This is a genomic window from Pedobacter sp. GSP4 (assembly GCF_051857575.1).
In the GTDB taxonomy this organism is placed as follows: Bacteria; Bacteroidota; Bacteroidia; order Sphingobacteriales; family Sphingobacteriaceae; genus Pedobacter.
In genome coordinates this window covers 567,306-590,027 of record NZ_JBPZIR010000003.1, presented here as the reverse complement: position 1 = coordinate 590,027, position 22,722 = coordinate 567,306, and the positions used below count along the sequence as shown (strand labels likewise).

Annotated in this window: 14 protein-coding genes; 4 read left to right on the top strand and 10 right to left on the bottom strand. The window is 41.9% G+C overall.

Annotation, left to right across the window (positions count from 1 at the left end):
* The first annotated feature begins 10 nt into the window (after positions 1–10).
* On the top strand, positions 11–337 hold the full coding sequence (locus ACS5PU_RS09745; RefSeq protein WP_025141835.1) for a 2Fe-2S iron-sulfur cluster-binding protein: 327 nt from the start codon (positions 11–13) through the stop codon (positions 335–337).
* 686 nt (positions 338–1,023) lie between these two features.
* Here ACS5PU_RS09745 and ACS5PU_RS09740 read toward each other — a convergent pair.
* From ACS5PU_RS09740 to ACS5PU_RS09725, 4 genes are all read right to left on the bottom strand, one after another.
* Positions 1,024–3,627: a glycoside hydrolase family 2 protein gene (locus ACS5PU_RS09740; protein WP_439459094.1), complete on the bottom strand. Its 2,604-nt coding sequence runs from the start codon at positions 3,625–3,627 to the stop codon at positions 1,024–1,026.
* A gap of 209 nt (positions 3,628–3,836) precedes the next feature.
* Positions 3,837–5,165: an alpha-L-fucosidase gene (locus ACS5PU_RS09735; protein WP_439459093.1), complete on the bottom strand. Its 1,329-nt coding sequence runs from the start codon at positions 5,163–5,165 to the stop codon at positions 3,837–3,839.
* Between the two features lie 33 nt (positions 5,166–5,198).
* Positions 5,199–6,890, bottom strand: a complete 1,692-nt coding sequence (locus ACS5PU_RS09730) for a S41 family peptidase (RefSeq protein WP_439459092.1) — start codon at positions 6,888–6,890, stop codon at positions 5,199–5,201.
* A gap of 185 nt (positions 6,891–7,075) precedes the next feature.
* Complete coding sequence (locus ACS5PU_RS09725) at positions 7,076–7,291, bottom strand: hypothetical protein (RefSeq protein WP_439459091.1); 216 nt, start codon at positions 7,289–7,291, stop codon at positions 7,076–7,078.
* A gap of 236 nt (positions 7,292–7,527) precedes the next feature.
* Here ACS5PU_RS09725 and ACS5PU_RS09720 point away from each other — a divergent pair, with 236 nt between their 5' ends.
* A complete protein-coding gene (locus ACS5PU_RS09720; RefSeq protein WP_439459090.1) occupies positions 7,528–8,130 on the top strand; it encodes a porin family protein in 603 nt (200 codons plus the stop codon).
* A 93-nt stretch (positions 8,131–8,223) separates the two neighbouring features.
* On the opposite strand, the gene ACS5PU_RS09715 is transcribed toward ACS5PU_RS09720, so the two are convergent.
* The 3 genes from ACS5PU_RS09715 to ACS5PU_RS09705 are packed head-to-tail and all read right to left on the bottom strand — an operon-like array spanning position 8,224 to position 13,687.
* A complete protein-coding gene (locus ACS5PU_RS09715; protein ID WP_439459089.1) occupies positions 8,224–9,018 on the bottom strand; it encodes a DUF4397 domain-containing protein in 795 nt (264 codons plus the stop codon).
* A gap of 23 nt (positions 9,019–9,041) precedes the next feature.
* Positions 9,042–10,595 carry a SusD/RagB family nutrient-binding outer membrane lipoprotein gene (locus ACS5PU_RS09710; protein ID WP_439459088.1) on the bottom strand — a complete coding sequence of 518 codons (1,554 nt, stop codon included), beginning with the start codon at positions 10,593–10,595 and terminating at the stop codon, positions 9,042–9,044.
* Between the two features lie 11 nt (positions 10,596–10,606).
* Positions 10,607–13,687, bottom strand: coding sequence for a SusC/RagA family TonB-linked outer membrane protein (locus ACS5PU_RS09705; protein ID WP_439459087.1), 3,081 nt, complete (start codon positions 13,685–13,687; stop codon positions 10,607–10,609).
* Between the two features lie 247 nt (positions 13,688–13,934).
* Here ACS5PU_RS09705 and ACS5PU_RS09700 point away from each other — a divergent pair, with 247 nt between their 5' ends.
* Entirely contained in the window at positions 13,935–14,681 is a 747-nt protein-coding gene (locus ACS5PU_RS09700) for a DeoR/GlpR family DNA-binding transcription regulator (protein WP_439459086.1), read from the top strand.
* 123 nt (positions 14,682–14,804) lie between these two features.
* Here the strand turns inward: ACS5PU_RS09700 and ACS5PU_RS09695 are convergent, their stop codons facing one another.
* From ACS5PU_RS09695 to ACS5PU_RS09685, 3 genes are all read right to left on the bottom strand, one after another.
* The gene (locus ACS5PU_RS09695) at positions 14,805–16,097 is read right to left on the bottom strand and encodes a RagB/SusD family nutrient uptake outer membrane protein (protein WP_439459085.1); all 1,293 of its coding nucleotides are present in this window, start codon (positions 16,095–16,097) and stop codon (positions 14,805–14,807) included.
* 17 nt (positions 16,098–16,114) lie between these two features.
* Positions 16,115–19,162, bottom strand: coding sequence for a SusC/RagA family TonB-linked outer membrane protein (locus tag ACS5PU_RS09690; RefSeq protein ID WP_439459084.1), 3,048 nt, complete (start codon positions 19,160–19,162; stop codon positions 16,115–16,117).
* Positions 19,163–19,361: 199 nt separating this feature from the next.
* Entirely contained in the window at positions 19,362–20,558 is a 1,197-nt protein-coding gene (locus ACS5PU_RS09685) for an anhydro-N-acetylmuramic acid kinase (protein WP_439459083.1), read from the bottom strand.
* Positions 20,559–20,713: 155 nt separating this feature from the next.
* Between ACS5PU_RS09685 and nagB the strand changes: the two genes are divergently transcribed.
* Positions 20,714–22,639 (top strand): glucosamine-6-phosphate deaminase, encoded by a 1,926-nt coding sequence (nagB, locus tag ACS5PU_RS09680; protein WP_439459082.1) that lies wholly within the window; start codon positions 20,714–20,716, stop codon positions 22,637–22,639.
* Positions 22,640–22,722: the final 83 nt, after the last annotated feature.

Here is a 22,722-nt window from a genome sequence, read left to right as displayed (position 1 = left end):
GAGCCAAAAAATGGAAAACAACATTAACATATACATGCAAGAGCCGGATGGCTCGGTTACCGAACACGTTGCCCCAACCGATATGGGCTTAAGCCTTATGGAGTTTTTAAAGGCATCGGAATACGATATTTTAGCTACTTGTGGCGGAATGGCCCTATGTGCCACCTGCTGTGTTGATGTTTTAGAAGGCGAAGAAAAACTAAACGAAATGACAGACGATGAGTATGCCATGTTGGATACTTTACCTGATCTGTTACCAAACTCCCGCTTAGCCTGCCAGTTGCAGTTAAACAACAATATGGACGGCCTAAAAGTAAAATTACACGGCGTAAGCTAAGTTGAAAATAGATTAAATAGAAAAGGCGATACACAAGTGTCGCCTTTTTTTTGTACTATATTTCGTTGGTCGGGATTTGTAATCTCGACCCTGTAAAATGTGGATACACAATATGCCAGAGGATTTAAAATCCTTCGTACTAAAGCCGGGATTACAAATCCCGACCAACGGTAGAGGGGGATAAATAAAGTGTGACTTTCTTGTTTCATCTAAGTCCTTCGACAGGCTACCATTGAAAACCCCAAATAGAAGAATCGTCATTTCGACTGAAGCCGGTCAATTTTTCATTGGCGGCGAAATGGAGAAATCTATAAAGGCAGATTTAGCTTTGCTGAGCACTTCGTGGTTCTCGACTGCGTTGCATCCGATTGCTATCGGGTCCGCTTAAAATGATGACATCTGAGGGAAAAATCCTTAGTAATGAAGAGGGATTCAAATCCAGACTAACAGCATTTAAAATCCTTAATACTAAAGCCGATTACAAATCCCGACCAACGGCAATACCTTAAATTACAAATAACCAATAGAAAATTGCAAATTGATTTGGGCGTTACCCAAGCTGCGCAAGGGTCAGGCTTTTCAGGGCTACGCTTCGCTTCGGTACCAATGAAAAATTGGTACTAAACCCTTACAATCCCTAACGCGGCTTATCGTTATAAATATCTCGCTCAGGCCTGAACGGTTATCTACCTAACTTCAACCTTCTGCTTTGCAACATTCCAGCCATACACCTCTACAGCCAGATCATTGTGAGCCCCTGTGTACTCTACCGTAACGGTTTTACTTTCACCCGGTAAAATACTTACATAGTTATCATTGTAAAATGCAGGCAGTATCCTTTCGTTGCTGTTACTGTTGATTAAGGCAACACGGTTAAAAAATGCTACAGGGTTTCCATTTGCGTTGCTCAAGGTTACTTCTACTTTACCATTCTTCTTAATGGCAGCGACTTTTAATGGGGCCTGTTTTATATTTTTCAGTCCAGTATACTCACCATCTTTTGCAGAAAGCCAATAAACATTTTCGCTCAGTATAATCTGCTGCTGATCTAAAATCCTTAAGGAAACAAAAACACCTTCTTTTTTATCGAGCTTGGCCAAGAAATCATTCAGTGGAAAAAGCCTCCTTACCGAAGATGGCCCTATCGAATTAAACACCTGCGAATAGAAATAATCTTTTCCATCCATATCGTAGGCTTTGGCCTGAACCATCAGGTTGTTTTTAGTGGTAAAACCGTTATTTACAATGGTAACCATACTATCCAAGGGGTTCATCATTACATGCAGGGGCTCGCTTCCTTTCCTTAAGCCATACAGGCATGCATTTGGATCGAGATAATAATCGTACATCTGCCCACGCATGGCTGTCCACGGGTTTTGGGTTTTCCAGATGATGGAACCCGTGTACCAATCCCACATTTTATTAGAGAAACCTTCCATTAATGCACGGTATTGATCGTAGTTTGCCAGCTGCGCTTTCATGGCAAAATCTTCGGCATTTTTGGGCTTGCCATATGGGTTAAGATATTGCTCATACGAAATGTATTTGTGGTAATCCCATACCGAATCGGGCTTGGCCTTATATTGCGGTGCAACCAGGTTTTCTTTTGGAATAAAGCGGAGCAAAGAAACGTAATCGCCTACGCCTACCGATCCAACTTCCGAATTGTAGGGGAAGGTTTTTGTTCCCCAAAAAGTTTTGATATCCTGTATGCCATAAGGTCCATCGCCATTGCCGCCAATGGTATTGTACGACATTTCATCGCTGTTCGAAAAATCGAAAAACTGCCTCGTTCCATCTAAACGGGGAAGAATGTCGTTTTTAAGCGGGGCCAGAATATCCTCAGGTGGTGTTATCTCATTTCCACCGCACCAAAAAGCAAGTGAAGCATGGTTTCTGATCAATTTTATCTGATCTTCAATAGCGGTTAAAACTAAATTATGGTCGTCGGGATAATTTCTTCTGGTCCATTGATCGTCCTTTTTCATCGGATCTACCCAACGTCCGTTACAATCGCCGCTAAACCAAAAATCCTGAAAAACCAACAAGCCGTATTTATCGCAGGCCTTGTAAAACTCAGGCCTTTCGAGTATAGCCCCACCCCAGATCCTGATCAGGTTGAGGTTCATATCTTTATGGTAACGCACTTCAGCATCATAGCGGGCATCGCTAAAGCGGAGCATCGCATCAGAAATAATCCAGTTGCCCCCTTTAATAAAAATCTTTTGTCCGTTTACAAAAGCGCCCATACTTTTGGTCTGCTCGTTCCATTTATTATCAATCTGGCGGACACCTACTTTAAGCTGTTCTTGATCCAATGCTTGATTCGCCGAAATGAAATCGATTTTCAAATCGTATAGATTTTGTGCGCCGTAACCACTTGGCCACCATAATTTTGGATCTTCGAGTACTAAATCGGGCAATTTAACTGTTGTGGTTTTATTTGCGGCAATTGTGGCGGTCTGTTTAACTACCTTTCCGGCTATGTGGTATTGTAACGTACCTAAAACGGCTTGTGGAGTTGGGTTTTCTACTTCTACTGAAACCTTAATGGTTGCGGGCTGCTGCTTTCCTTCTGGCAGGCGCTTGCCCGGAACAAGGGTAATTACCTGTGGGTTCTGGATATTGATGCTTTTGGTTTTCTCGATGGTAACTTTGTCCCAGATACCGGTATTGCGGTCGCGTGTGGGTTGTATCCAGTCCCAACCAGCAGTATATTGCGTAGTTAAACCTTTGGCTATTGTGCCATCGCCCCCTTGACCACCATTTGGGTTACCCGGAAAATCGGGTGGATAAACAACAACTGCCAGCCTGTTTTTGCCATTAGCGGCAAGAAGCTTTGTAATGTTATACTGCGCCCTTAAATGCATACCCACCTGGGTTTTAGGATTAACCTTTTTTCCGTTCAGGTAAATTTCGGCCTTATAATTTATCCCTCTAAACTGTAGCCAAACCTGCTCATTGCCTGTTGCACGTTCTTCAAAATCTTTTACAAACCAATAGGTATAATAATCGTTGCCGGTTTTGTATACATCAGGAATCTTTTCATTGTTCATTCCGTAAAATGGATCGGGCACTTTTTTATTGTTCAATAGAGTGGTTAAAACCGTTCCGGGAACTGTTGCCGGCATCCAATTGTTGATTGAAAAACCTGCTTTCGAAATTTCAAGGCCCGATGCATTGGCTTCTTTGATATTGCTACAAAGCCAGCCCGAATTGAGCTCATACCTTTGCTGCGCATGTACAATTAAAGCAGAACAACATAAAAAAAGCAACAATATTTTCTTCATTTGGTTGATTGAGTTTAATGATTGATTGACAGAATGATTGAATGAGTGATTGACAGAATGAGTGATTGATAGAATGATGGAATGAACGGCGGTTATGATTATCCTGTTTGCGCACAAACAAAACACAAAGTTCCGTAGCACCGCAAACAGATTAAGCGCTAAAAATATAAAAAGAAATGTGGAGAAACTAGTGCTAAAACCAAAACCTGTTAGTTCAATACATCCAGAACAATTACATGATCGGGATCGGTAGCATTGGTGCTGGTATTGATGGTTAGTTTCGCCTTTTTAAAAGTATAACTTACCGGAGTTCCGTCTTTCAAAAGGTAGGCTTTTTTTATTTTCTTAACGGGAACATCCGCCAGGCTTAACGTATTTGTTTTATTATCCAAAATATGGATATAGATTTTATTATCGGTTTGCGAAATACTTCCCCACTCCTGCGGCTTAATAAAACCGGCTCTGGTATTATAAATGCTTTCTCCATAAATTTTTAACCAGGCACCCATTGCCGAGAGTCGGTCTTGAAATTCAGGCTGGATTTTACCGCTCGGCATAGGGCCGATATTCAGTAAAAGATTAGATCCCAAACTCGCTGCTTTAACCAGCATGTTTACCAGTTCTTTTTCGGTTTTGTAATAGGTATCGCTTAAATTATAGCCCCAAGAGTTTGAAATGGTTTCGCAGGTTTCGAGCGGAAGCTTATCAGATGCTTTTTGGAAACTTAAACCCGATTTATTTTCACCAGGAAGATCGCGCTCAAACATTTGAAAATCTTCGCCGGCAAACGGCGTTAGGTGATGGTTATTGCCAATCATACACTGTGGCTGTAGCTTATGTATCAAACTATATATTTCATTGTATTTCCAATCTATGCGCGAGGTTCTGTCTTTTGCGCCTTCTGGCTCGGTCTGGTCCCAATGGCCATCAAACCAGATCCCGCCAATTTCACCGTAGTTGCTTAACAGTTCGGTTAGCTGGTTTTTCATAAACTGCAGATAGCTGGCATAATCGCCCTTTCCGGTGCGGCCTGAATTTTGACCGGTCCGGCCAGTTTCGTGCGGATAATCTTCCCGGTGCCAATCTAACAAGGAGTAATATAAATAAAGCTGTATGCCCTGTTTATGGCATTCATCGGCCATCATTTTTACAATATCCTTTTTGTAGGGCGTGTTCATGATATTGAAATCAGAATATTTTGTATCCCACATGCTAAAACCATCATGGTGCCTTGTAATTAAGGTAATATATTTCATACCTGCATTTTTGGCCATGCTTACCCATTGTTGTGCATTAAACTCAACTGGGTTAAAAAAATCTTTAAGGTTGGTGTAATTATGAACGTTTAATTTCCGCTCGTTCATTACCCATTCGCCACTTCCGGGAATGCTGAAAGGCCCCCAGTGAATAAATAAACCAAATTTGGCATCGGCAAACCAGGCCCGCTGTTTTAAATTGCTGGCTGCAGGCACATAATCCTGTGCATTAAGCTGTAGGCACAAAAATAGGACGAAACCTATCAGGGTTATTTTTTTCATCGGGAAGAAATGGTTAGCTGTATTTTTATCTGATTAATTGATAGAAGCAGTTGCTTTGCTTGGTTTTCCAATTACTTTATAGTTTCCATCGCCTTTTAAAATGGCCAATATCTGCGATTGATTGGTAAATAAGTTTTTAGCCGCCGCCAATTCTTTATCATATTGAAAGCTCTGCTCAATCCTGCCTTTTTCGTAAAAATAACGGCTTACAATCTGTGTTTCGAGCACTCTTTTTATTTCGGCCTTATGGCTAACCAGATCCGTCTTTTTTGAAGAGGCAAGCTTGTATTTCAGGTTTTCCAAGTCAGACTTTACTTCGGCAGATTTATTTTCCTTTTCTGCTTCGGCACGCAGATCGGAAAGCAACCTTTCGGTACGGCTTTGGTAAGCTAAATCTTTATCGGCAAGGCTGCCCGAAAAAGCAGCATAATCTGCATCCGAAAGCTGAAATGTTTTGGCCGAAGTTAGGCTGGGCTTTTCTTTTCTGTACTGGTTGGCGTAATTGAAGAAAAGGTTTTTGTTTAACATGGATATGGTTATCGGGCTTAACTTCGCCGCATCAACCACAATATCCGGGTATACACCATTGCCACTGTATACGTTTCTGCCGGCCTTGGTTTGGTACATGAGCATGGTAGAATCGGCAAAGCGCTCAGCCACACCTTCGGCATTTTTATGGGCATAATCCAATTTTTGGATACAACGGCCCGATGGGGTGTAGTATTTGGCAACGGTAACCTTTACCAAACTGTTGTATGGCAGGTTAAAAGTTTGCTGAACCAAGCCTTTGCCGTAACTGCGCTGGCCAATTACAATTGCACGGTCTAAATCCTGCAACGAACCAGCAACAATTTCTGATGCAGAAGCAGAATTTCCATTTACCAGAACCACCAATGGCACCGTTGTAGAAACTGGTGCAAGAAGTGTTTTATAAATGATGGTTTTTTCTATGTTCTTACCTTTTTGGGTTACGATAAGCTGATCTTTATTGACAAAAAGGTTAACAATTTTAACGGCTTCCTGTAAAATACCGCCACCATTGTTCCTTAAATCGAGCACTACGCCCTTTGGATTTTCTTTTTGGATGGCCAATAGTGCATCTTTAACCTCCTGACCTGAGTTTTCCAGAAATTTATCGAGCTTGATGTATCCGATGCCGTCGCCAACCATACCTGAATAGGAAACGTTGGGTTGTTTGATTTCATCGCGGATCAGTTTTTTGCTAAGCTCTTTGCCTTCCCTCATAATCACCAGATCAACAGCTGTGCCCTTTGGTCCACGGAGCAACTGGCTAATTTCCTGGCGGTCTTTACCTTTAACGGCAGTTCCGTTAATACTGAGGAGCTGATCGCCCGGTTTAACTTCACTTTTATTAGCGGGATAGCCTTCGCTAATATCGTTAACAAAGAGTTTACCATCAATAAAAACGGTACTGGCGCCAATGCCGCCATACTGCGTGCTTACATATTTTAGTTTGTAATCTTCAATCTCTGATTCGGGAACGTACTCGGTATAGGGATCTAAACTATCAAGCATGGCATCAATACCCGTTTTCATTAACTGCGGGGCATTGGTATCATCAACATAGTTGATATTGATTTCTTTATAGAGTGAAGCAAAAATATCGAGGTTTTTAGAAACCAGGAACAAATCTTCTTTAAAAGAAAAAGATAAAACAGCTACACCAAAACCTGCTGCCAAAAGACCATACTTTAGTTTTTTCATTTCCCTGTTATTTAAATCCCAGATGGGGCAGGCTAAATGAAATGGCTGCTTATCCGGAAGATTATTTATTGATTGAGTACAAACGTAAATGTACAAAAACCGGTAAATATTAAAAACAGCTTATTTTGGCTTAGCGTAAATTAAGCGTTACGCTGAAATGAATGCGGCAGGCAAAAAATACCGCCTTAAAGCCTATTACCTTTGGTATCGGCAAGTGCTTTTTGAATGGTAAATTCGATATAGGTACGATCGCGTTTAACCAGGCGCATTAAATCTTCAATCAGTTGATCTTCTTTGCCGGGCTCAAAAGCTAAAGGCTCGTTAGCAAGATCGCGGTATTTCCTTAAAAATTTGGTTTTTACTTTAAATGCGGTTTCAGCAGTAAGTTGAAAATTAGCCATGGCATATTTTATTTGATGCAAAAGTAAAAAATATTTGCTCAGGTTAATACCTTTTTATGCGAACAGCTAAAAAAAGCCTGCCTGGGCTGATTATTTTGCACGATAATTGCGCTGGGAGAAGGTTATAAAACTGATTATGCGCAAAGCTGCACTCTGTATGCAAGGCTAATGCGCCATAAAGCAGGGCAAAAGCCGTTTATAGTTTTATAATCCTTAAAAAACAAAAATTAAACAAAATGAAAAAAATTATCTTCTGTATGGTTTTCCTAACATTGGGTTGGGCAACATCAAAAGCACAAACATTTAACCTGGGTGTTAAAGCAGGTGTAAATTTAGCGAAGTTAAATGCCGATTTTGCGAGCGAAGAAAACCGTTTGGGTTACCAGATCGGTGCCTGGGCACGTATTGGCGGTGCCAGTTTCTATGTTCAGCCAGAGGCCTATATCGGTAGCAAAGGCAACAAATTCATCAGTTTTACCCAGGATAATGGGAACGAAGTTGCTGCCGAGGGAAAAGTAAAATTTACCACATTGGATGTTCCGGTTTTACTGGGAACAAAATTCGGTGCTAAAAACTTAAATTTCCGTTTAATGGCAGGTCCGGTTATTTCGTTTATACTGGATGAAAACTCTACTTTTAGTTCGGCCTACCAACAGGCAACTGATTTCGACAACTACAAAAACCAAGCTTTAGGCTTACAGGCCGGTGCGGGTGTAGATGTAGGCAGCATTTCAGTTGATTTACGCTACGAAGCTGGTTTATCGAACATCAGCAAAAGCGAAAAATACAGCCAGAAACCAAACCTTTTCCAATTGAGCTTAGGATTTAAGATTTTGTAAGCACTTAATAGACTTATAAAATGGTAAAAGGGCGATATGGTGTAAATATCGCCCTTTTATTTTGCTCTTCCAGCCATTGCTGGCTAACCAACCTTAATAAAAGGTGGTATAAAATGTTGCCGCAAAGGGGTAGGTAGCGTTTCCTATTATCCCCCGCACATATATGGTATACGCCCTGCCTTTTGTTAAGGCAAAGGTAGAACCTGCCGCAAGCAATGGTGTGCTAGTTCCCGTAGGATTAATAAAAACTTTTATGGATGGCGTTATGCCAGGGCCTAAACTAGGTATTTCAGTCCAGGCTGTGGCCGTTCCATATGCTACGTTTGATATTATTTTAGTCCCCGTAGCTACATCTTTAACAAGATCCAAATTTGGGCTTCCTGCTGATAGATTAACCATTCGAACAAAGATTTTCGTTGTATCCAAAGCAGGTCTGTTATCCTCTACCATTAATGATGAAGGGATTTTTTTAGTTGTTGTGTTATACTGTCCGGTGGTATAAACCGTATAGTACTTACCGGCTTCGGGAGCAATTGTGGTGTTAAAAACCTCCAAATTGGCATCGGCAGTAGCTGTTGAAAGTATTTTGCCTGTTAAAACACGTGATCCGGGAGTGGTTACCGCATATCCCAAATCTGGAAATAATCCATTATAGGCATAACCCGCATTTTCAGTTCCTAAAGTAGAAAGTGCTGATGAAAATTTAGCACCATCCATATAAAAAGTCAATGCCGGGCTCGCTGGACTTAAATTTAGAATTTTAAGATAGGAGTACTTAGGATCGGCCGGGGCTATCTTTTCGTAAGTTGTACTTTCTACCAGGTCTCCTTTTTTACATGCGGCAAATAATCCAATACCAACCGCAATAAAATATAATATTTTTTTCATTTTTCTTTTGATAAATAGTGAAACTACGGTTGAGAGAACCACATTTTATAGGTGTGGTAATCGCTCTTATCTGCACCTATCTTTTTCAATGCTTCTATGTTCCAAAGGTATTCGGAGTTATAACGTGGGCGGTAGCGCTGTGCTGGTTTACCTCCGTTATCTACAAAGAAACTGCTAGGGAAACGGTACACATTTAGGTAAGGGTTATTGCCGGCTGCATCGCCAACATTGTAGTTAAACTTTCTTAAATCGCACCAGGTTTCTACAAAACCATAACCATAAAGCGCCAGGTATTTCTGCAGCATAATATCCCTTAAGGTTAAAGTAGCTGCAGTTTGTTTTACAGATGTACTGGCCATGTAGGCTGATTTTTCGGCTGTAGTTATGGCGGTACCTAAACTGCTTACAAAATCAATGCTTGATGAGATTCCGTTAATGTAAGCTGTATAAGCCAAAGGCAGATCGCCTTTCCTAAACGCGGCTTCAGCTTTAATAAACTGCAGTTCGGTATAGGTCATGATCGGGAAACCGGCATTATCTTTAAACAGGTATTTACCTTGGTTCGGACCAGGATTGGCAGAACCTAATGAACCCCATGGGTTAGGAATCTGGTTCCTGTTGGCCACGGTACCAGCATCTGAAGTATATGGCGCAGTTCCTCTAAACTGACCATCCTGCGATGCCGTAATCATGTTGTTGCGGCGTGGATCGACAACTAAAGGTGTATTCGCAACACCAAAAGTAGTACCATCCAGTAAAGCCACAATGATAGCAGTTTGGCGGTATGAACCTAAATTTGCTCTTAAAGGGCCAAAAAAGTTACCGTTAATGGCTGTTGTTCCGGTGTTGGGAACAATAAAATTATCGGCATTGCTGACCAGCGATTTATCTACGTACTCAATCACTTTAGCTGGATCGTAAGTGGCTTTATTAACCAGGTTATTGCCATTACGCGCTAAGATTCCGTAATTGAATTTGATCCATTTTGCATTATCTCCTGCATAAATCAAATCGGCAGGGCCAAACTTAACCACTGTACCGGCACCATCTGTTCTGCTAAAATTTGCAATAGATGCATTGGCCAACCGAACTACCTCGGCGTAAACCTCTGGCTGGGTATCATAATCGTAAACATAACGATCTACGTCAAAAGCCTGTTTTAAAATAATTTCTCCATGGTAATCGGTTGTGGTTTGCCAGCTCCAGGCTTTTAAGGCTTGCGCCATCCCTACATAATTCCACTCCTGCTTAGCTTCAGAATCTTTAATAATCAGGTTTAAGTTTGCCCCTAAACCAAAATAATTAGTCCTCCAAATTTCGCCCATTACATCACTACCTGAAATCCAGCCATGCTGCTCGCCAACATTTACTGCACCTCCAAAATACTGGATCAATCCGCCCAGATAACGTGAATCGAATTGTACACCCCTTTCCATTTGTGCAAACAGCGGAGGTGTTAATGTTCTGCTTGATACTTCTTGCGGAGTTGCAGGATCTGTATTTACATCTAAGTACTTTTTACATCCCGACGCAACTACCAGTAAAGCAAAAACTGATAATAAATATATCTTTTTCATCTCTTTAATCTTTAAAAACCAATTTTCACACCTAAATTATAACCTCTTGGCAAGCCAACCGAGCCGAAATCGATACCCGTACCGCCTAAACCACCTGATGCAGCACTTAGTCCGTTAACTGATGGATCTACGCCTTTATAATTGGTAATCAACAGTAAATCTGTTCCGGTAACGAAAACATTGGCACTTTTAATAACCTTACTGTTCTGGAATAAAGTTTTAGGTAAGTTGTAACTCAAGGTAACATCTTTCAACCTGATCCAGTTGATATCTTTTTCCAGGAAATCGGCTGTATTGTAGAAAGTTGAATAGTAGGTTGTGGTAATGTAAGGGATTACAACAACATTGTTTTTGGTAGGGTTGGCTGTGTTTTCCAAACCATCGCGCATTACACCTTGAATAATACGCGGCTCTTCACGGTCGGTACTTAACTTAGACAGACCCCTTGCATACAGGTATAGTTCTGTTGCGTTGTAAATATCGCCGCCTTTACGTAAATCGAGCAAGAACGAAAGGTTAAAGTTTTTATAGGTAAAACTGTTGGTTAAACCCACCATAATATCTGGTGCACGATCTCCCATTTGGGTAAAGTTCACATCCTTGATCGGCATTCCGTTTGCCGGATTGATCAGGAGCTGTCCATCTTTATTTCTCAAATAATCTATACCAGCAAATGCTGAAATTGATGTTCCAACGGCATATTGTGCCCTAACGTTATCAAACAGCCAGCTATCTGATACGTAGAATACATCCTGATTAGCGGGTAATGATAAAATTTTACCTCTTGCCCTCGAAGCATTTGCCGAAATATCCCAGGTAAAGTTCTGTGTTTTAACCGGGGTACCTTTTACCAACAGCTCAAAACCACGTACACGGATTTTACCACTGTTGATGTATTGCAGCACTGCTCCAGAAGCGTAGCTTAAACGGGGAGCTGTAATCTGCTTATCGGATAGGTTATGGTAATATGAGAAATCGAATGATAAACGGTTGTTAAAAAATCCAAGTTCCATACCAATTTCTTTGGCTGTGGTAAATTCGGCCTCTAAGTTTGGATTGCCCATGGTTACATCGAGTGCATAACCGCCACCAGTGGTTTGCTGTGCAACCAATTTATTGTTGGTAATATAAGCTACCCTGGCATCTTTACCCGATTGGCCCCATGATCCCCTTAATTTACCGTAAGATAACCATCCCAGGTTTTTTACTGCCTGAAGGTTAGAAAACACAAAACTTAATGAAGTTGCCGGGTAAAAGAAGGTATTATTTTTTTGTGGTAAGGTTGAAGATAAATCCTGACGGCCCGATAACGTTAAATACAAATAATTATCATAGCCCAACTCAGCATTTGCAAAAAAACCAACTTTACGTTTTAGCTCATCTGTATAAGCCACCCTTTGGGTAGTTGGGTCGATATTGTTCATGCTAAAGAAGTTCGGTTGGTAAAAACGTGTACCGAACTGTGCATTTACCTGGTAAGAATCGTCTTTAATCTCGGTACCAACACGGATAACAGGTTTAAATTTACCAAAATCCTTTTTAGCTGTGGCTACAAAGTTGGCTGTTACCAAGCGCTCGTTGGCATTGTAGGTATTCAAACCTCCGCCCGAGTTTGTTGTTTGTGCCCTGTTCGCTTCGTATGATTGGATATCATAGGCTGAAAGTCCGGTTTGCGAAAATATATCGGCTCCGGCGGTTCCCTGCATGCTTAACCAATTGGTTGGCGTATAAGTAAACCCAATGTTTCCGAGCACACGGTTCATTTTATCGTAGTTAGGGTTTCTTTCTACTCCCCAATAAGGATTGTCCAACTCGCCGCTTAAACTCCCGGTGATGGTTCTTCTTTCTCCAAGCGGTGTTAAATAATTTCTCATGTCATCGGTTAAAGGCCATGATAATGCGCTTAACATCGGACTGCTTACACCTTTATAGGTTTTATCTGTTCTGGAAGAAATCAGGTTTAAGGAAGCATTCATGCTGATCTTATCGCTGATTTTAGAAGTAGCATTTAATTTACCGTTTATGGTATTGTAAGCCGTTCCGGGGATTATCCCTTTTTGATCGGTGTAGCTTACAGTTGTTCTAACAGAAAGTTTATCACTTCCACCTTCAATTGTGGCATTGTGTTTCTGGGTGAATCCGGTTTTATAGAAATTACCGATGTTATCGTACATGGTTTTATTGGCCGGGTATTTCGCGCCAAAGAAAGTACGTGTTCTTTGTTCTTCGTCGAAAATACCACCTGCACCACCACCGTATGTGGTTTGTACTTCAGGATAACGGTATGTATTTTCTATCCTGAACGAGTTGCTGTACGATACGCGTGCGGTACCAGCTTTTGCTCTTTTTGTGGTAATAACTACAGCTCCCGATGCTCCATCCGTTCCGTACAGAGCCGAAGCTTCTGGGCCTTTTAAAACTGTAAGTGATTCGATTTCTTCAGGGTTAATATCCATAGCCCTGTTTCCGTAGTCGTTCTGACGGTTAAAAGTTCCCTGACCAACCAAATTATACTCACTAAAGGTACGGTTGGAAATTGGCAGACCATCTACCACAAAAAGTGGTTGGTTATCTCCATCGAGTGAAATACCGCCACGGATAATCATTGTAGCAGAAGCACCCGGTGTACCTGTTGTAGGCGTGATGGTTGCACCGGCTACGCGGCCCTGTAAGGCATTTAAAAAGTTATCGCGTTGGGTATCTGCAATATCAGAACCTTTTAAAGTCTGTGCAGAATAACCCAATGCATCTTTTGATCGCTTTATACCAAATGCCGTAACCACAACCTCGTTTAGGTTGCCCGCATCGGTAACCATTGAAACATTAATGGTTGCATTGCCTCCAACAGTCCTATCAACGGTTTGGTAGCCAACAAAACTAAAGGTAAGTACATCGGTTGGTAAGGCCTTGATAGAATAATTTCCATCGGCATTGGTTTGCGCAACTACAGTGCTTCCTTTTACACGTATGGAAACACCGGGTACAGGTCCGTCGGCAGACGTAACCTTACCGGTAACGGTTTTTTGTTGCGCAAAGGCATGCGCCAGCAACAAAAACGTACCAAGAAAAATTAGTAGTAGTTTTTTTTTCATAAACTGCCAGTTTAGGGGATGAAATGATTTGTTAGTTGTTAGTTAGTTGTTTTTTTCACAAACACGCATAATAACGCATGTTTGTAAATTTATTTAGCTAATATCATAAATGTTTTTCAATAAAAAAACAATTAAATAAGTATAGGGCTCTGACAAACAAAATTTTATCGCAGAAAAACGCAAAAAAACGCAACATTTAGAAAATCTAAAAATCTTTTATACTTTCGCTTAAAACCAGCAACTATTTATGCTCAAAAGAGAACGCCATGATTTTATAATGCGGCAGATTAACCTACATAACCGTGTGTTAACTTCCGACCTGGTTCAACTGCTCAATGTTTCTGAAGATACCATTAGAAGAGATTTACAAGAGCTTGTTGATGAAAACCTACTGTACAAAGTGCATGGCGGTGCACTATCTAAATCGTACCACAGTTCTTTTGATGATAGCACGGTTTATGCGCGCGAAAGTAAAATCGCAATTGCCAAAAAAAGCATCAGGCTGATCAAGGATGGCATGGTTGTTTTAACAGGTGGCGGAACTACCATTTTGGAGTTTGTAAAATTATTGCCACAGGGCTTATCGGCTACTTTTTTTACCATTAGCCCATTGGTAGCCGTTGAACTTGCCAAATACAATAACATTGAAGTGATTTTAATTGGAGGCCTGTTCTCTAAAAATTCGCAGGTTACGTATGGCGGTCAGGTAATTACGCAACTTGCTGAAATAAAGGCCGATTTATGCCTAATGGGAACCAGTGCCATCCATCCCGACGAAGGCTTAACAGATACCTATTGGGAAATTAACCAATTGAAAAAAGCCATGCTGGCCTGCGCTAAAAAAACAGCGGTGCTCTGTATTTCGGAGAAACTCGATATCGCTTTGCGGCTAAGGGTTTGTCCGATAGAAAGTATCAGCTATTTAATAACCGAACTGGATTTAACCCACGAATCGCTATCGCGCTACCGCGAGAAGAATCTGGAAATTTTATAAAACTTACCTAAATAGAAAGGCCATCATGAGCCTGTGGAAATGCTTCTGAAGCAAATCTCTCAGCAGGCTCATGATAACCTATTCAAATCAAAATTAACCGTTTATGACCGCGGTTTTCAACGATTAGAAACTCGGATCAGCAGGCGTATTGGTGTTGTTATCCCTTTCAGGAAAAGGGTAAGGGAAGAAATTACGCTTCCGATCGGTTAATGGCTGGTTAAACCTCCGCATATCTTCCAACTTTAAACCCGACATAAACAGTTCGATACAACGGTGCTTGTAAATCAGATCTAAAAGCTGCTGTTGGGTATATGGACCGGTTAATGCAGGCAAACCTGCCCCAACACCAAGTGGGTCCTGAGCAGGCGTTTTCGTTACCACCTTGTTCAGTTCTGTTAATGAAGAGGCCAGATTAGGGCTTGCCTGGCGGGCATATGCTTCTGCTTTAATCAAGGTCATTTCGCCCGGAAGGTACAAGGGGAATGGCGCCACTGTTGTTGCAGCGAAGCCTTTAATGCGCACCGTGGTATTAATTGTGGTGTAAAATGGAATCCGCAAATCGCCAGCATCTGGTACGAAGGCACCGGTTTGCCCCAAATTGATATTTTTTGGCTGCACCACATTATTGGTAGAAGTTGCCACCTCAAAAATCGAATTCAGATTCTGGGCATCGTAATTAAATACTGAAGTTTTGGTCAGGTCGACTGCGTTTGCTGCACTCAAAGCAAGCGTATAATTGCCCGCAAACAGCGCATATCGGGCCTTTAAGGCATTCAGCGTATTGGGAATATCTACTCCGGCAGGGATATTACCTAAAAAAGTTGGACTGATCGCGTTGGCCGCAATCACAGCCTGTGCATTCTCAATAACTGCAACGGCTTTGTTAAAACCTTCTACCCGGGTAATAAAACCAATATTCTGACCAATGCCTGCAGGTACTTTTTCCCAATATTCGGATAAATTACCTAAAGCCATGGCTTTAAAGATACTGGCGTGGGCGATTAAGCCTGCGGCATAATTTTTATCGGGTAAATTAGCTGCATTGTTGATCACATTGTCTGCATCAAAAATTACCTTATTTGCTGCTGTCCAAACGCCTAAAACTACACTATTGGTACCATCAACCTGCACCCCTCCGGCCATCAACCTTTCTTCTGAGGTATTTCCGGTATTGATAGAGATCAACTCGTTCGAAGTAATTCCGTTCAGCGTTACAGAAGCATATAAAAGGCCTGCACGGGTTGTAGAAATGCTCTTTTGCAGCCCTGTTGTTACCCCTGTTAACGCTCTTGCCGAAGTCATTACATCTTCTGCCACGGGAGCATTGGGATTTAGGTATTCCTTTTTGCAGGCAGACAGGGAAACTAAGCCCAGAAAAAATGCATAAAGCGTATATGTTTGTCTTAAATTTTTCATAACCATTAATTTTAAAATTAGAACCTTGCCTGTAAACCGATAGAAAAAGTACGTGGAATTGGCACTGATCCAAAATCGATATTTCTTAAAATCGTCGATTGTCCGCCTGCATTCACCTCTGGATCGTAACCTTTGTAATTATCCCAGGAAATCAAGTTTCTGCCACTTAAATTAACGGTTAAATCTTTTACAAATTTCACTTTACCCACATTATAGCTCAGCGAAATTTCCCTCAGTTTTACAAACGAACCATCGTCTATGCGCCATTCTTCTACATTATACACACCCGCTACATAACCTCTAGGCAACTGACCTAAATCTTCTGCCTCGGCTACCTTTCCATTGCCCACACCCTGGCGTGTTCGCCAATCCGCGTTCCAAATATCTCCGCCCTGAACGGCATCTAATTGGATATGAAGACTTAATTTTTTATACGTAAAATCATTTACCCACGATCCTGTGTAGTCGGGATTCGGATCGCCCAATACTTTACGCAGTACAGAACCTGAAGGCTGGCCGTTGGTTCTTTGTGCCTCGTAAGTGGTGGCGTTGATCTGCCTGCCCAGTTCAGTTTGCGGAATACCCAGCGCATTTGTTAACAAGCTGCCATCAGAATTGCGGGCAAAAAAAGTTCCATAGAAAACCCCAACAGGATATCCATCGGTTATCGAAACCGGGGCACCGGCATTGGTTGCAATTAATCTTTGTGCACCCGAACCTACAATTTTATTGCGGTTACGGTTGTAGATCAAAGTAGTGGTCCAGCTGAAATCTGTTGTTTTTAAGGGCACCCCTGTTAGCATCAGCTCAACCCCTTTATTTTTTAAAGTACCGCCAATATTATCCAATACGCTTGAATAACCTATGGTTGGAGCCACAATAACATTAAGCAGCAAATCTTTTACGCGCTTATCGTACCAGCTAAAGGTTAGGCCTAAACGGTTATTGAAAAACGACATATCGGTACCGATTTCCAGTTCTCTTTGGCGCTCGGGCTTTACGCCGGTATTGGCCAAAATACTGCTTGATATAAGCGAAGTTTTGCTCGTAATAGCCCCTGGATTGTATACATTAAACCTATCGTAAGCACCAATACCTGTTAAATTACCCGATTCGCCATAAGCTGCCCTTAGTTTAAAGGCATTCCACCATGATGAAACACCCAGGTTTTTCCAATAATCTGCAGATGATAAAACATAACTCACATTCGCTTTAGGGTAGAATTGTGTCCGGTTAGCTTCACCAAAAACCGTTGATTGATCGACCCTGATGGCCCCTGTAACAAACAAATGATCCTTGTATTTGAAATTCTGTTGCAAATATGCACCACTGATAGAAAATTCAGACCGATTGTCATTATTGGTTAAAATGGTGCTCGCACCATTTACTGTTTGTACAAAAGGTGCTAACCCGCGGCCATTGAGTAAGCTGAACAGATCTTTCTGATATTGATACGAACCTCCCAATTGGGTAGTTGAGCCCAACACATCAGATATTTTAGCATCGTAAGTAAAGTTCAGCTCATTGTTAAACAATGTGGTTGTGGCATTTGCGGCACTGGCGTAACCGTTTAAAGAAGGATCGAGTGCTGGCCCGCCACCATAAAAGCCGGTACTTACATTATATGCAAATGGTGGAATGTAGGTTGTTCCATTCTGAATGCTGTTATCAACACCCATGGTATAATCAATAGTCAGGTTTTTAACGGGCGTTAACTTTATTCCGGTATTGGCAATAATGCGGTTGGTAAACTGCCTTTGCTTAATATCTTCAATTACTGAAACCGGGTTTACCCTGCCGCGCTCGCCTACAGATTTCAGGTTACCAAAAATATCCCGGGTAAAGAGATCGTGGAAATTGCCGATAATGGTTACCGAGTTCATTGGCGAAAAAAACGAGTTTCCATCTGGCTTTTCGTTCGCATCGCTGTGGACATAATTAAATCCGGCTGTCATTTTAGCCCAGTTATTGATTTTCTGATCCAGGTTTGCCCTAAAGTTCATCCTCCTAAAATTGGTATTTTTGATAATCCCCTGATTGGCAAAATAACCTGCCGAAGTATAAAATTTAGTGTTGTCGTTTCCGCCCGAAACCGAAACCGAATTATCGGTACCAACACCGGTATGGAAAATATAATCCTGGTAATTATAACGGGTAACCGGGGTGGTATTGGTTAAAGCCGGCGTTAAAATATCCTGTGTTTGCGCATCAACCGATCCACCAAACTTAATGGGTGCCTGGTTAACTTCTATCTGTTTACGCAGTTCGCTAATGGTTAAACTGGTATTGAAGCTTACCTGTGGCTCGCCGGTTTTGCCGCGTTTGGTAAAAATCTGGATTACGCCTGCATTTGCCCGCGATCCGTAAATCGCTGCGGCCGCAGCACCATTTAACACCTCAATATGATCGATATCAGCCGGACTGATGTCGACCATCCTATTCTGACCAAGGCTTCCTACCTGTATCCCGTTATTGGCATTGTCGTAATTGCCCGATGTATTGGTTACCCTTGTGGTAGAATTGTTTACAATTACCCCATCAATAATGTAAAGTGGTTCTGATGATGAGTTTACCGAACTTATCCCCCTTAAACGGACCGAAATCCCTCCGGCCGGGTCGCCAGAGTTTTGACTGATCTGCGCGCCTGGGGTTTTACCCTGTAACGATGCCAAGGCATTTCCGCTCGGTGCCTTGTTTAAATCATCGCCCTTTACAGTGCTTACATAACTGCCCAGCTGCTTTCTTGTCGTTCCTTGAGAAGTACCTGTAACAATCACCTCATCAAGCCCAACGGCATCGCCATTTAAAGCACTATTGGCCTGAACCTGGGTGTTTTCGCCAAGCGTTATTGTTTCTGTGTTCGATTTGTATCCTATAAAAGAAATCTGGATCTGGTACTTGCCCTGAGGCAGATCAACCGAAAAAGAATAGGTTCCGTTGGTACCTGTACTGGTAGCCAGATTGGTATTCATAATTTTAACCACAGCGCCCGGAACCGGAGCATTGTTGGTGGCATCGGTAACCTTCCCACTAATGGTATACCGTTTGCTTTGTGCTTGTGCCATTCCTGTAAATAAGAGCAGCAGAAATGGGATCGTCAAAATTGCGAAGAGCTTTGACAACCATTTTAGGTAACTTTTTTCCATAAAAATTTGGTTATGTTAGTATGATTATTGTTTAACAAATTAAACAAAATACCCCATAAAGCAAATTTTTATCTGATACAAAGCACTTCACAGTATGTAAAATTATTTTAACAGTGCATTATCCAGGCAAACTGATTTTGCCCATGCAAACCGAAGGCACCCCCTGCCTGTTGCCAAAATCAACCGGTTTACCGCAGAGCGTTTCGTTGGCCAGAACAGCAAACAAAACAGCCTCTTTTGCATCGGGGTCTATGTTTAAATCTTCGGTAGTTAAGAAGTGGCAGTAAGGTAATTCAACCTTCAGTTTCTGCACCAGCAATGGGTTATGCATGCCGCCGCCGCTCATAAAAACCTGCGCCCTGGCTTCTTCACCAAAACAGCGTTTTATGGCATTGGCAATGGTTACAGTCGAAAAATGGCACAATGTGGCCATCACATCTTCTGGCGATAATTTTGTGGTAGATGATTGCTCCTGGGCTTTTTCGAGATAGGCGAGATTAAACAGTTCTGGCCCCGTGGTTTTAGGGAAACCAAGTTCAAAAAAACTGCAATCCAGCAAAGCTGATAACAGAGCAGGATTGGGCTGGCCCGCCATGGCAACCGCAGCATGCTTATCGTAAAATTGATTAAAATGTTTTTGCATGTATTGGTCCATCAGCGTATTTCCGGGGCCAACATCGGTAGAAAATACTTGGCTGGCCTGCAGGTTTCCGGGCAGGTAGGTAAAATTGGCTATCCCACCTATATTTAGCATCACACGGTCTTCGCCAGCCTCCGAAAATATCAAATAATCGCCATATACGGCCAAAGGGGCACCTTCTCCTCCCGCTGCGAGGTGTTTTTGCCTAAAATCAGAAAGGGTAATAATTCGGGTTTTTAACGCAATGTGGTCGCCATCACCTATCTGCAGTGTGCCATTAGGATAATCGGCTAACTGATGCAAAGATTTGGGCGCGTGAAAAATGGTCTGCCCGTGGCTGGCAATAAAGTCGATATCCTCACTGTTATAGCCCCATTCTATCAAGGCCTCGTTTATGAGTTGGGCATGTACATCTGCAATGTGCTCGTTCATAAGGCAGACCAACTGCAGGTTGACCTCATTTTTAGAAAAAACAGCTTTTATCTTCGCCCTAAAATCATCGGTATATTCTCCAGTTTTAAAGTTTACCACACGGATATCGGTGTTGGCGCCACTGTTTTTAACTGAGCAAAGTGCAATATCCAAGCCATCCATAGAGGTGCCGCTCATTAAACCTATAATTAAACGTTCAGCTTTTGCTGCTTTATCGTACAGCTTTTGGATGTGCATGTTCATACTCAAAATTTTTATCTAAAAACAATCAAACGTTTGTCTGCCCCTTTAATCGGTTTTAATGTAAATACTTGCAATAAAAGTAAATAACCTTTGTTAAAAATTGGGCATAACTCTCTATATTTACTGCTCCGTACATTAAAATCCATATAAAAAAAATGGCTAGATTAAATCTACTGGAGGAGACACGTTTCGAGAAATTACCCGTAAGCGTGTTCGAAAATCCAAAAATTGCTTCAATTAATGTAGCACACCGCATTGCCGAGCTCATTAAATCAAAACAAGCAAACAACACACCTGCAGTACTGGGCTTAGCAACAGGTGTTACCCCAATTGCAGTTTATGCCGAACTGGTAAGACTGCATAAAGAAGAGGGTTTAAGTTTTAAAAACGTAATTACTTTTAACCTGGATGAGTATTATCCAATGCAGCCAACTGCAGCACAAAGTTATGTTACGTTTATGAACGAAAACCTTTTCGATCATATCGACATCGATAAAAAGAACGTTCACATTCCTGATGGCACGCTTGCGCTAGAGGACATTCCGGCTTTCTGTTTGGAATACGAAAAGAAGATCGGCGATCTTGGTGGTCTTGATATCCAGATCCTGGGTATTGGCCGTACCGGTCACATCGGTTTTAACGAGCCGGGTTCTGCACCAAATTCAGGAACACGTTTGGTTACGCTTGATGACCTTACCCGCCGTGATGCTGCACGCGATTTCGGTGGAAAATCATTCGTACCAACCAAGGCCATTACCATGGGTATTGGTACTATTTTCAAAGCAAGAGAAATTATATTAATGGCTTGGAGCCGTAAAAAAGCTTCAATTATTAAAAAAGCAGTAGAAGGCGAAATTTCGGGCGATGTTCCGGCAACTTACCTTCAGTTATCTGATCATGTAGAATTTATACTTGATGCACCTGCCGCTTCAGAACTGACCCGTTTTGACACGCCTTGGCTGGTTAAAGACTGTGTTTGGACCGATGTATTGATCCGCAAAGCTGTAATCTGGTTGGCCAATACATTGAAAAAGCCAATTTTAAAGCTAACCGAAGACGATTACAACAACAACGGTATGGCTCAATTGGCTACCGAAAAAGGGCCGGTATACAACATCAACATCCATATTTTTAACAAATTACAGCATACTATTACAGGCTGGCCAGGTGGTAAACCAAATGCCGACGATTCTCAACGTCCGGAAAGGGCTGAGCCGGCGAAGAAAAGGGTTATTATCTTCTCGCCGCACCCTGATGATGATGTAATTTCGATGGGCGGTACATTTTTGCGCCTGGTTGATCAGAAACACGATGTACATGTAGCTTATCAAACCTCGGGCAATACTGCCGTTTGGGATGATGATGCGCTTCGTTTCGTGGAATTCAACGTAGATTTTACCGAAAAAATGGGCATGGACAATTCGCATCTAAAGGAACTTTACAACAAAATGAGGGCCTTTATTGAGCAGAAAAAGCCAAACCAGATTGATACACCAGAGATACAGACGGTTAAAGGCCTAATCAGAAAAGGTGAAGCCATTGCGGGAGCAAGATACTGTGGGTTAGAAGATGACCATATCCATTTTCAGGCGCTTCCATTTTACGAAAGTGGTAAAGTAAAGAAAAACCCGGTAACCGATGCTGATATTGAGCTTACTATCGAGCTTTTACAGCAGGTAAAACCTCAACAGGTTTATGCTGCAGGCGATTTCGAAGATCCTCACGGCACGCACATTGTTTGTTTCAATATTATTTTAGAAGCACTAAAACGCCTGCGCAAAACTGAAGCTTGGGCTAAAGATTGCTGGTTATGGATGTACCGTGGTGCATGGCACGAGTTCGAAACCTACGAAATTGAAATGGCGGTTCCAATTTCTCCTCAGGAGTTAGAACGCAAGAAATATGCAATTTTCAAACACCAGAGCCAAAAAGACAGAGCGGTTTTCCCTGGCGATGACTCAAGAGAATTCTGGCAACGCGCTGAAGACCGTAACCGCGATACAGCCAAAGCTTATGATGAGCTAGGGCTTGCAGAATACGAAGCGATGGAAGCTTTTGTACGCTGGAAATTTGAAGATTAATTTTTTTTCCCTGCGAAGTCTTAAAGGCCATAAGCCGGGTAAGACTTCGCAGGTCTTTACCAAAATACATTGATACTTGAAAG